The organism is Dyadobacter diqingensis (genome assembly GCF_024220585.1).
GTDB classification, from domain to species: domain Bacteria; phylum Bacteroidota; class Bacteroidia; order Cytophagales; family Spirosomataceae; genus Dyadobacter; species Dyadobacter diqingensis.
Genome location: NZ_JAMXKF010000011.1, coordinates 178,653 through 190,707 on the forward strand (window position 1 = coordinate 178,653; position 12,055 = coordinate 190,707).

The 12,055-nt window shown below is 44.0% G+C and carries 10 protein-coding genes; 4 read left to right on the forward strand and 6 right to left on the reverse strand.

Going from position 1 to position 12,055, the window contains the following annotated elements:
* Positions 1–638: 638 nt before the first annotated feature.
* The 6 genes from M1L62_RS25345 to M1L62_RS25370 all read right to left on the reverse strand — a co-directional run bounded on the left by M1L62_RS25345 (position 639) and on the right by M1L62_RS25370 (position 7,893).
* Positions 639–2,180 (reverse strand): PQQ-dependent sugar dehydrogenase, encoded by a 1,542-nt coding sequence (locus M1L62_RS25345; RefSeq protein WP_254562446.1) that lies wholly within the window; start codon positions 2,178–2,180, stop codon positions 639–641.
* A 37-nt stretch (positions 2,181–2,217) separates the two neighbouring features.
* Positions 2,218–3,279 (reverse strand): dihydrodipicolinate synthase family protein, encoded by a 1,062-nt coding sequence (locus M1L62_RS25350; RefSeq protein ID WP_254562447.1) that lies wholly within the window; start codon positions 3,277–3,279, stop codon positions 2,218–2,220.
* A gap of 63 nt (positions 3,280–3,342) precedes the next feature.
* Positions 3,343–4,347 (reverse strand): NAD-dependent epimerase/dehydratase family protein, encoded by a 1,005-nt coding sequence (locus M1L62_RS25355; protein ID WP_254562448.1) that lies wholly within the window; start codon positions 4,345–4,347, stop codon positions 3,343–3,345.
* 5 nt (positions 4,348–4,352) lie between these two features.
* Positions 4,353–5,582 carry an Nramp family divalent metal transporter gene (locus M1L62_RS25360; RefSeq protein ID WP_254562449.1) on the reverse strand — a complete coding sequence of 410 codons (1,230 nt, stop codon included), beginning with the start codon at positions 5,580–5,582 and terminating at the stop codon, positions 4,353–4,355.
* A gap of 41 nt (positions 5,583–5,623) precedes the next feature.
* Positions 5,624–6,643 carry a Gfo/Idh/MocA family protein gene (locus M1L62_RS25365; protein ID WP_254562450.1) on the reverse strand — a complete coding sequence of 340 codons (1,020 nt, stop codon included), beginning with the start codon at positions 6,641–6,643 and terminating at the stop codon, positions 5,624–5,626.
* 191 nt (positions 6,644–6,834) lie between these two features.
* Positions 6,835–7,893 carry a LacI family DNA-binding transcriptional regulator gene (locus M1L62_RS25370; protein WP_254562451.1) on the reverse strand — a complete coding sequence of 353 codons (1,059 nt, stop codon included), beginning with the start codon at positions 7,891–7,893 and terminating at the stop codon, positions 6,835–6,837.
* 243 nt (positions 7,894–8,136) lie between these two features.
* Here M1L62_RS25370 and M1L62_RS25375 point away from each other — a divergent pair, with 243 nt between their 5' ends.
* From M1L62_RS25375 to M1L62_RS25390, 4 genes are all read left to right on the forward strand, one after another.
* Positions 8,137–9,345: a sterol desaturase family protein gene (locus M1L62_RS25375; RefSeq protein ID WP_254562452.1), complete on the forward strand. Its 1,209-nt coding sequence runs from the start codon at positions 8,137–8,139 to the stop codon at positions 9,343–9,345.
* Positions 9,346–9,378: 33 nt separating this feature from the next.
* On the forward strand, positions 9,379–10,077 hold the full coding sequence (locus tag M1L62_RS25380) for a DUF6250 domain-containing protein (RefSeq protein ID WP_254562453.1): 699 nt from the start codon (positions 9,379–9,381) through the stop codon (positions 10,075–10,077).
* Positions 10,078–10,146: 69 nt separating this feature from the next.
* Positions 10,147–10,722, forward strand: coding sequence for an RNA polymerase sigma factor (locus M1L62_RS25385; protein WP_254562454.1), 576 nt, complete (start codon positions 10,147–10,149; stop codon positions 10,720–10,722).
* 276 nt (positions 10,723–10,998) lie between these two features.
* A complete protein-coding gene (locus tag M1L62_RS25390; protein WP_254562455.1) occupies positions 10,999–11,985 on the forward strand; it encodes a FecR family protein in 987 nt (328 codons plus the stop codon).
* Positions 11,986–12,055 lie beyond the last annotated feature (70 nt).

A 12,055-nucleotide genomic window follows, 5' to 3' on the forward strand; every position in this document is an offset into this window, starting at 1 on the left:
TAAAATCTTTGATTAATAACCATTTACCAAACGTTCCTACGGAATGATGTTGGCTTTAACCAACTTGGTTGCTACCAGCGAGTCGTCGATTTGGGACGTTAGCATATGTTTGTAAAATCTTTGATTAATAACCATTCACCAGACGTTCCTATGGAATGATGTTGGCTTTAACCGGCTTGGTTGCTACCAACGAGCCGTCCCTTTGGGACGTTGGCATATGTTTGTAAAATCTTTGATTAATAACCATTCACCAAACGTTCCTATGGAATGATGTTGGCTTTAACTGACTTGGTTGCTACCAACGAGTCGTCCCTTTGGGACGTTGGCATATGTTTGTAAAATCTTTGATTAATAACCATTCACCAAACGTTCCTACGGAACGATGTTGGCTTTGACCAACTTCGTTGCTACCGACGAGCCGTCCCTTTGGGACGTGGAAATTTGCTTTTTGTTTAAAATGTCTGGTTTGTGATCACCGACGAACCGTCCCTTTGGGACGTGGTTTTTTGGGTGCTTTGGGTTTAAAGAATTTTGCCGTAGACTCCTCATTCACGTCCTGTCAGGACGTTTGGTCGGTAGAAAATATGATTGAATGCCGTAAATTTCGTTCCGTAGGAACGTTTGGTGATTTGGCCTACCTAATTTCTTGCGGCAATCACTTCATCCACCGATACCTTGGCCGCTTCATTTCCGAAACTGGTCCGGATATAGGTGCTCACATCCGCAATATCCTGATTTTTAAGGAAGCCGAACGCTGGCATATGCTGATTATACGATTTCCCATTTACGTCTATCTTACCCGACAAACCTTTCAAAATGATTTTTAACAATACCGTTTTCTCTCCCAAAACCTGCTCTGCACCCTTCAAAGGCGGAAACGTTCCTTCGACCCCTGTCCCATCAACTTTATGACAAGCAGAACAATACTGTGTATAAATCCTTTTCCCATTGTCGCTGGTTAAGCTCCGATCTTCCGGTTGAGAAAGGGAAGCCTTTGCCAGCGTCATGCCTTTTTTGCTGCGAGAAATACGCAAAATCCGGTCGTCCGTTTCTTTGGGAAATCCCTTCGCCGGGTTCCAGTCCCGATTGCTCGTTGAGACATAAACATCACCGTTGGGTGCTACGCACAGATCACGCAGGCGTCCGTAGGTTTTGTCGAAATAAACCGTTTCCTGGATAACCTTTTTTCCGGTTTTGTCCAGTTTTAAAACCCTCAAGTCGCTGTCTTTCAATGTCGTCAGTAAGACTGAGTTTTTCCATTCGGGGATGGCGTCTGCGTTGTAATAATCTATTCCTGCTGGTGCAATGGTTGGCGTCCAGGCCTTTATGGGCTCCGTTATCTTTACAGAATCGCAGAAGGTTTTTTCTTTCGGCTGGTCGCAAAATCCTTCGACCCTGATCCAGCCATAGTTTCTCCCTTTTTGGATAATATTTAGTTCATCATCTGACGCGTCGCCGTGTTCGGATGCGTACAGGATATTATTTGGTCCGTAAACCAGTCCCTGAATATTCCGATGCCCCCAGGACCAAACCAGACTGCCTTTGATTGGGTTGTCAGCCGGAACGCTGCCGTCTAGATTTAACCTTAAAACTTTGCCATTTAACGAGTTAATATCCTGTGCGTTCGTCTCGGTGATCGCATCACCGGTGGCAAACATGATTTTTCTATCGGGCGAAATGACGATCCGAGATCCATTATGTCCTGTGTTTCCCGGTATTGCAAGCAATGTTTTGGGGTCGATCAATTTGTCATGGGCATAACGATACCGGACGAGTTTACAGACAATATGAATTGAATCTTTCCGGGTTGTATAATCGACGAATACGTACGGATATTTCTTGAAATCAGGATGAAAAGCCATACCCAGCAGTCCTAATGACCTTAATCTCAGTACCTCACTGATCCTGACTAATTCCTTTTTTTCTCCTGTCTGCGGATTTACCCTGCTGATTGTGCCGCTTTGCTCTGTAAACCATATCCAGTTGTCGGGTCCCCAACTTATTTCCCAGGGTACGTTCAATCCGGAGATCACGGTACTGACTGCTATTCTCGTGGAATCCGTAATGTTGACATCAACCTGCTTTTCGATGCTCACCAAATCGTCAGCCCTCTTTGTTTTCGATTTTGAAACAAAGAAAAAGGTGCTTAAAAACAGCAGGGAAGAAAAGATGAACTTCATTGTAAAGTTTGATGGGATACTTCTGTTTTTCCAATATTTAATTGGCTTCTTGTCCTAATAATCCTGCAACGAATTCGTCGTCAATCAGATGCGGATATGCGTTGCGAACCCGGTCAATTTCTTCTGCCTGACCTTCTGAAAGTACCTCATCCGGATTTAAACACCATATTCCTTCCAGTAACCCTTGTTTGAAAAGTACCTGATGTACACCCGGAATACAGCCATGAAAGGCGTGTGCAGGATCAAAAATTGCGGCGTTCATGTCGGTAACTTCTATATTTCTGACCAATAATTCTTCGAACGCATTGGTATCTGTTTTTACGGTCTCTTTGATTTCAACCAACAAATCAACTGCTTTTTTCGTCCATGCAGCCCAGTGTCCGAGTAAGCCGCCTACGAATCGTTTTTCAACAATTTGATTATTGATTTTAAACCGGTAAGGAGTAATCAGGTCTGCGACGATGTTATCGTCGTTGCCAGTATACAATGCCACTTCATCTTTTCGAGGCGAATTACAAAGCGCCCTGACCACATCCAATGTCTGGTAACGGTTAAATGCCGCCACCTTGATTGCGAGCACGTTAGGGATATTTACAAACTCCTTCCAGAATTCATAACTGTAAACCCGTCCGCCGATGGCCGCCTGAAGGTAAAATCCAAAAACAGGAATAATTTCAGATACTGTCCTGATATGTTCAAGTACTTCTGCCTCTGAACGATCTCCAAGGGCAGCCATACTAACCAACCCCATGTCGTAACCATATTGAACTGCAAGATTAGCCTCGGCAACGGCCTGCTCGGTCGGGCCGCATATACCGGCCACTTTAAGGAAAGGCCTCGTTAAACCCGCTTTCTCAATTTCCTCTGCTGTGATCTTAAAAACGGCTTCCAGTAAATTGATTTCAGGTTTTCTTATTTCAAACTGCGTGGTGTGCACACCAATCGCGACACCGCCGGCGCCACTTTCAATATAATAACGGGTCAGCCCACGCTGTCTGTTCTCGTCTAATTTATAGTCTGCGTTTAATGCCAGCGGATGCGCCGGAATGACGGTTCCCTGAGACAGCAAGTCCCTTTTTTCGGAAGATAAATTTTTCATGTTTTGTGTTTTTATAGCCCGTACGGGCGACCCTCGTGGTCGCCCAATCCCAACCTATCAGCCTCAATACTGTCCCTTTCTTTCCTGAAAATGTGTTGGTTTATTTATTGTTTCTCCGCCTTCGAGCAACCAGTTGGCGGTAATCTCTATCATTTGTTTCAGCGTGACCTGCGGATACCCAAACAGCCTGAACGACTCAGCCGCATTGCTCAGTAAGGCCGTAGACTGCTCCTCATTGATAAACTCCGGTACTTTACCAAAATGTTTTCCAAACTCAGCGGCCAGCCACCGGACTGAAACTGTCTCAGGACCGGTTATATTTAAAATTTTTGAAGGCGATTCGCAATGCAACAACGAGCGTATCGCCATTTCATTTGCATCACTTTGCCAGATCACATTCACATACCCGGTCGACAAATCAACAGCCTTATCGGCCAATACCGCTTTTGCCACTTCCAGCAATACCCCGTACCGAAAATCGATGGCATAATTCAAACGGTATAGCACCAACGGTGTTCCATATACGGAAGAAAAATGCTGAAACATTCTTTCCCTCCCCAGGCATGATTGCCCGTATTCACCAACCGGTTCGGGTTTGGTTTCCTCCGTTGCTCCGCCCGAACCTATCTGTGTATACGGATAAACATTTCCCGTTGAATAAACCACGATCCGGCTGTCTTTATATTTTTCAGCAACCCGGCCCGGCAGATACGCATTCATCGCCCAGGTGTAGGGTTCATTATTTTTGGTCCCGAATTTTGTTCCCGCCAGATACAGAACATTTGGTGCAAGCGGCAAAGCCTGCAATTGAGCGTCGTCCAATATGTCGGCCGCGATGGTTTCGATGCCGTCGTTGTTTAATTCCTGCTGCAAACCTGCTTCGCTAAACCGGGAAACACCGATGACCCGGTTGGTCTTACCGGCCAGATCCAGTGCCTGCCGTGTTAACCGGGCTATGCTTGGGCCGATTTTTCCGCCGGCGCCAAGGATCAGGATATCTCCTTCCAGCTGCGCTACATCGCTGATCAAGGCCTCCGAAGGTTTTAAAAATTGTTCTTTTACTGTCATTTCTTTTAATGGAAAAGAGGATTATTAAATAATTCCCTGCAATTAATAATGGCGAGTGTGATGATAATGAACAACCCGAGTCCGCCGAAAAACTTCACCGTGTTACTGTTGACTTTATCTCCCATGATTTTTTTATCATTCCCTACGGTATACATGGCAATCCCGATAAATGGTACGATCAGGATTGTGACACTTTGGGCAAAAACGATAAGTTCAAGGGGTAATTTACCAAATTTGATGGCAATACTGGCGCCGATAACCATTACCGTGGCAACGAGATAACGAACTGGTTTTGAGTTAAAATTGCTCCCGAAACCCAACGCATCACCCAATAAAGTCCCGCCAACGGAGGCGTTTCCAATTAGGGACGAAAATGCTGCACCAAACAAACCGATCAGGAAAACGGTGGAAGCGTTGCTTCCAAATATGGGTTCAAGGGCTTTGGCCATATCGGTTGCGGAGTTTACCGGAATGCCTTTCGGATGCAAAACGGCTGCCGCACAGATGATAACAATGCTGCACATGAAACCCAGCAGGATAATGCCGGTGATGCTGTCGTTCTTACTGTTTCTCAGTTCAGGATTGATACGGATCCGTTCCTGGATCAGATAAGATTGATATAACGCACCGACAATGGAGAAGCAGGATGCTATAAAAGCGATGATCAGCCCCTGTGAACCTACTGGGAAAGTCGGAGTGACGTATCCTTTTGCTATTTCTACGACATCCGGTTTTGCATAAAACAGGGTGGTGAAGAACGAAAATAACTTCACAAAGATCAGCAATATCATTGTGCTTTCCAGTACTTTATAAAAGCTGCGGAAGAAAAGCAGGCTGATGCCAAAGAGGTTGAAAAAGATAATCCAGGGAACGGGTGAGGTTTTGAAGAGCTCTCCTGCTGCGATACCGACACCAATGGAATTGCCCGCCTGAAAGGAGGTTGTGACCAGAAAAACGCCGATTCCCATGGCAACGGAGGCAGGTTTTCCATATTTCTGTTTTACCGATGCCAGCAGGGACTGATTGGTTGCGATGCCAATCCGCGTCGACATCGACACAAAAACAGCCATAAAGAAAATAGCCACGATGACAACCCAGAGCAGCGAATAACCGTAAACGGCGCCCAGCTTGGAGGTGATGGTAAGCTTGCTTGGGCCAAACACCAGTGCTGCGGTGATCAGGCCAGGCCCCAGTGACTTAAGCCACCGGAGCACGAAATTTTGGGTGTTTTCCAAAGTCCGTTATTTATGAATGGAAAATAGAATAGGAGGTTGTGTTATTTTTTCTTCGCTTTTGCCATTACACTTTCCAGCGTAACAGTTTTTCCGCCCTGGCGCTTGCTTTCGTCGGCAGCTTCCATAAAGGCAAAAATTTCAATGGTTTCTTCGGGTGTCACAGGAACTTGTCCGGTTTTGAAATATTTGATAATATCTGCCAAAAGCGGTTCATATCCGGCGTAAGGCCCCAATACTTTATTTCCGTCCTTCGTAAAAACGGTTCCGCCGTAGTCGTGTTTGCCAGTCCGTGTACCCCGAAAAGTACCGGTCCTTCCGTCCCCCCAGATACCCACAACGATATCGGTATCAGGTGTGTTAACCCTTGTAACGCTTTTACAGCCTGTTCCCATCACGGTATACAATGTTTCCACACCGTGGATGCCGTACCAGAAAAAATCAGGATGCGTCTTTTCCAGCACCGCCGGACTGAACGTATCGGCACCGACCACTTTCGCTTTGTCGATGTTTTCCAGTCCCTTGATATATCGTAACGAAGAGGCTGAAAAAACGGGAATGTTATATTTTTTGGCAGCTTCATAAATCGCAATGGCGTCGGACAAAGTTCCGGCGACTGGCTTGTCGATAAACATCCTTTTACCAGCTTTCAGGACTTCCAGTGCTTGTTCCAGGTGCAGGCGTCCGTCGTTGGTTTCCAGCAAAACCACATCCACTTTTGACAGCAGCTCTTTAATCGAACCGGTTATTTCAACGCCGAGTTTTTTTACCTCTTCAGTATAACCCGGAATTCTTTTCACGCTGGACTCAATGTCTTTGCTTCCATGCGGGTAAGCGGCTACGACTTTGTAGCCATCGTAAACCGGATCCGGCGCGGCGGCGCCCGGCGCAACGGCGTTCAGTGCTTTCGTAAAGGCTACGCTGTGGGAAGTGTCCAGCCCGATGATGCCGACTCTTTTTCCATCGGACTGACGGGCCAGGGCAGGTAATCCATCCATCAGGTGCAGACCTACACCTGATACAACGGCCGCTTTAATGAATAATCTTCTGTTGTAAGAATCCATCAATTAATATGGTAACGGGTTTAGGAATAGCTTCGAAATTTACTGCTTTCGGGTACGTACCCGTAAATATACAAACAAATTTTAAATACTACGATTTTTTGAAAAATATATGAAAAATTCTGTCGAAACTATTCAATTGCCTTTCTTTTGACTAAAAAACCGATAAATAGCATTCAATTAATTCTATCAGCCTAATTCTGATAAAATTCGTAGTTTTCCTTGGTGATGATGTCTATTGGCATGTACTGGATTTTCTCGACGGAACTGCCTATGACCAGGGTTTGATACAAAGCCATCACCGCCCGGTATGCCTGCTCTTCCGGTTTATGGCAGATCAGGAAGTCGATAACGCCTGTATTTAAATGCTGGACGTTTTCTTTTATAAAATCATAACCTATTAATGAGATGTTTTTTCGGTGGCTGTTCTGAAGAAAGGACGCAACCGTGAAAACCCTTGAATTGGTCACGAAAATGGCTTCAATATCTTTATGCATATGAAAAACGTAAGTCATATGCCTGGCGACCGAGAGATAGTCCGTTTCCTTCATGTCAATCCGGACAATTTCATTATCCATATGATTGTCTTTGAAGTAAGTGCGGAAACCTTCTTCGATTTGCAGATAATTATAGTTTTCAATTTCCTTCGAAATATTGACAACCAGTACTTTGTTATTGCTTTTAACGCGGTAGGTCAGCAGTTTTGCTCCCACATAACCACTCTTGAAAAGGTGAGGGCCGATATAGGAAAGGCTGTGCTGCTCAGGAATATTGGAATCTATAAAAACGTAAGGGATCTTGCGTTTTTGGCATTCCTGAGTGAAAAGGATGGATTGTTCGATAAAAGACGGGGATAACAAAACGCCGTTCACGCCCTTTTCCAGGATCAGATTTGACTGTTTTATGAAGGAATCTTTATCGTTCAGATCGAAGAAATAGTTGATCGTCTGGATACCGTACTGCTTTATTTCTGCCTCTGCACGCTGAATACCACGTAAAGGTGCCTCCCAGAAATCCGTTTCCTCGGAAACTCTCGGAATCAATATGGCCAGGATGATGATATTTTTTGAGGCGAGACGGCTTGCGAGGATATTGGGCTGATAATCCAGTTCCTTGATGATCTCATTGATTTTTTTTCGAGTTTTTTCCGAAACGCCGGTGCGGTTGTGAATCACCCTGTCCACCGTCGCAATGGATACGTTGGCTCTGCGGGCAATTTCCTTCACACCAAAATACGTCGAATCTTTTTCCATTTAGTTAAAATTAACCTTCAATCGGCCGGAGCACGGCTTATAATTAGTAGATAATATCGAATGTAACGAGGCTTTTCTAAATAACAAAAAAAGATATTTTTTGTAACAATCTGAGAATGTACCCAAAATGATTTATCAGAAAGAAATTGAATATCATTTTTTGCTTTTTACATTTGCATATAAAATCTATCGTATAAGTATATTAATAAACTAATATTAACACTTCCACATAAATTTAAACCTATGACGCTCAATTACATGGCACTGGCCGTTCCGGTTTTCCTTTTTTTTATAGGACTGGAATATGTGATGTCCAAAAGATTAGGGAAGAATGTTTTTAATTTCAATAGTTCACTTGCCAATATGAATGTGGGTGTGGCCGAGCGGTTAATCGATTTGTTTACAGCCGGCGGATTTTATTTTTTTTACGATTATCTCCATCAGCATTTTGCCATTTTTGATATAAAACCCAGCATTTTGCTCTGGATTGCGCTGATGCTGGCAACGGACCTGTTATGGTATTGGTATCACCGCTTCGGGCATAAGGTTAATTTGTTCTGGGGGTTTCATGTGGTGCATCATCAAAGTGAAGAGTTTAATTACACAGCCGGAACGCGGATCACGATTTTCCAGTCGGTGGTCAGAACGGCTTTCTGGGCCATTTTACCGGTGATCGGTTTTCCCGCTCCGATGATCACCACCATGCTTATTATCCACGGTTTATATCCGTTTTTTACCCATACGCAGCTGATTGGCAAACTTGGGATTCTGGAATATATATTGGTGACGCCTTCGCATCATCGGGTACATCATGCGAGTAATGAGCAATATCTGGACAAGAATTTTGGCGATATGTTTATCATTTGGGACAAATTGTTCGGGACTTTCGCCGAAGAAAAAGAGGAGGCAGTTTATGGCCTAACCAAGCAGCTGGATAGTTACAGTTTTCTTTGGCAGCATTTCCATTATCTGGTTGAACTTCGTTATGCGGTAAAAAATCAGACGGGTTTTGTCAATAAAATAAAAATGATCTTTGGCAGTCCTGCTGATTTTGATCCGGCATTACGCGGCCTGGTCGAAAAGAAATTTTTATCTAAAAACAGGGTAAGGACGAGCTCTCAGAAATTCAGACATTATGTGCTGGGTCAGTTCATCGTCATGGTGACCGTACTGTTTTTTCTGTTATTGTTTGAACACCAGACCGATAACTTCCTCCAGACCATGGTGGCACTATTCATCTTAATAACGCTGATCAACTGTGGCGCCATTCTCGAACAGCGCCGCTGGGTTTTTTATCTTGAATTTGTCAGGGGCTGTCTGGTGATCATCACCACCTTTTACTATTACCCCCATCCGACGATTATTGCCTCTTTAATATTGTTAATTGTGGCGTCACTCGCTTATTTTTCATCTTTGCAGAAACAATATCTTCAGCTGGTTTACGGAAGATAGGTCAACGGAGTTGGAAAGTAATAGAAAGTACGCATGAAAAGGTTATTAAATGGAAAGTGGAATGGTCTGGCCATTGGCCTGATGGTTTTGCTGTCGGCCGGGGTAAAGGCACAGCATAAGACGTTGATTTATTCGGATTTTTTTGAAAAAGCATTGGATCCGGAAATCTGGAAAGCGGAAATTGCGCCTTTGTCGAATTCGTCCGTAACCGTTCAGAATGGAAAACTCGTTCTGGATACGCAGGGTGGGGTGACGGTTTGGTTCAATAGGAAGCTCGAAGGAAATATTGAAATAGAATACGACTGGACCGTGGTTGTAGACGGAGGAAAAAATGACCGGTTATCCGACCTGAACCAGTTCTGGATGGCGAGCGATCCCAAAAACAAAAATCTGTTTACCAGAAAAGGTGTGCTGGAAGAATACGATTCCCTGTCTTTGTACTACATTGGAATGGGCGGCAATACGAATACCACGACCCGATTCAGGAAATATCCTGGAAATGGCGAGCGTGTTCTGATTCAGGAATACCTCGATAAGGAACATTTGCTTATGGCAAACCATACCTATAAAATCAGAATTGTCGTTGAAAATGGCGCTACCGGCTTTTGGGTAGATGGCAGGCAATATTTCTTTTATAAGGATAAGAATCCGTTATCAGAGGGGTATTTTGGTTTCCGTTCGACAAAATCAAGACACCGTATCGATAATTTTAAAGTGTTTCAGCTGAAATAAATTTTATTAATTTATTTAGCCTATATAATTAATAGATTATTAAATTTGCCGCCTAATCCTTTTAATAAGTTGGCAGATCAGAATCAACATGAGCAGCATCTACTTTTCGCTTTATCACAAAGCGACGAATGTGCTTTTGCTGAAATCTACAAAACGTATTGGAAGTTACTTCACGACACGGCCTACAAACGGCTTGGAGATGAAGACCAGGCGAAGGATGTCGTTCAGGATATTTTTGTCAAACTCTGGGATCAGCGTGAAACCCTGGCCATCGATAATCTGAAAGCCTATTTACAGACTGCGGCGCGTTACCAGGTCTACAACCTGATTGCGCGGGAAAAGGTTAATGATACGTATTTCAAATATCTTGCTTCTTTTGAAACGTCACTTGGGGGTGCTGATCAGCATGTATTATACTCCGAATTGCAGGAAAGGTTTGGTGTCATTTTAAACAAAATGCCTCTGAAAAGACGTGAGGTTTTTGAACTGCGTTACGAGGAAGGACTTTCCACGCACGACATCGCCGAGAAACTGAACATCACGCAGAAAACAGTCCAGAACCAACTGATCAAGGCTGTTGATTCGATCAAGGAAGCGTTATTCATGCTTTTCCTCCTTCTTGCTTTTTTATTTAGATCGATCTGATTCCGGGAATTTTATTGCTACAATGATTACGGTGCGCTGCATCTGACTAACACGATCTGACTATCCTGCAAATATTCATACCTCAATTACCCGTAACAAAGAGCCCGTTGCAACGCACCGTAATAACTTATTGCTAAATGTCTAATACATTTTCTGTGTATTTCATTGATTTTCAATACCATTTGAAACAATATAAAAAAAATAAAACTTTTTTCACTTCCCGCGTAGGAGATTTCACTTTTTGATTGACTAGTTAGTATATAGACTAATAGTTAAATGAACAAGCGGTCACTTACGACATTGATTAAAAAGTTTTTGAACAACCGTTCGACGCAGGAGGAAAATGAATTTCTGAAAGCGTACGATGATGCGTTTGAAAATGAACCTGTACCTCAACTTTCCGAGTCACAGGAAACAAGGCTGGAAAATGAAATCTTTCAAAGGATCACTTCCCAAATCCGGCACGACAGAGAAGAAAAAGTGATCCGTCACATCCAGTTCAGAACCTTGCTGATGGCCGCTTCCGTGGTGCTGGCACTCGGGATAGGCTGGTTGTTTTATTCAAAATGGAACAGCATTCTGAATATCGTCTCTCCGGTTGAATACACCGAATTGCAGGTTCCGGCCGGAAAATTATCCAAAATCACGCTGGCCGATGGCACTCTGGTAACACTTAATGCCGGAAGCAAGCTGAAATATCCGAATCTTTTCAGGGGAGATATTCGGGAAGTACAGCTGGAAGGGGAAGGGTATTTTCAGGTAACGAAACGTCCCAAACAGCCTTTCATCGTGCGGACCGAAAAGCTTCATGTACAGGTGCTGGGCACAAGTTTCAATATACGCTCTTACAGGCAGGACGCCCTCATGGAAGTTTCCGTGGTCGAGGGTAAGGTGGCTGTGGATTCAAATGAAAAAGGCGCCGGCCGGTCTGTTTTGCTCACGCCACAACAAAAGGCCAGCTACACGGTTGCGACGGGTGTTTTGGAAAAAGGCATATGTGATAGTGCGGACGAGATTGCCTGGCAGAACGGTGTGCTGAATTTCAGGAATAACTCCATGAAGGAAGTGGCCAGAGTTTTGGAACGGAAGTTTGATATCACCATCCGCCTGAATGCCGCCATGGAAAATTGCAACGTATATGCTCAGATCGGAAACGAGCCGGTTGACCTTACACTCAAAGCGCTAACCCGTTTGATGGATGCAAAAATCAAAAAGGTTAATGATATCTACCACATTACCGGTGCAGGCTGCACTTCTATTTAACCCGCAAATGAAAAAACTCAATCCTCCATAACTGTGCTCGGCATGATAGGCTGATGTCGGAACACCAAAA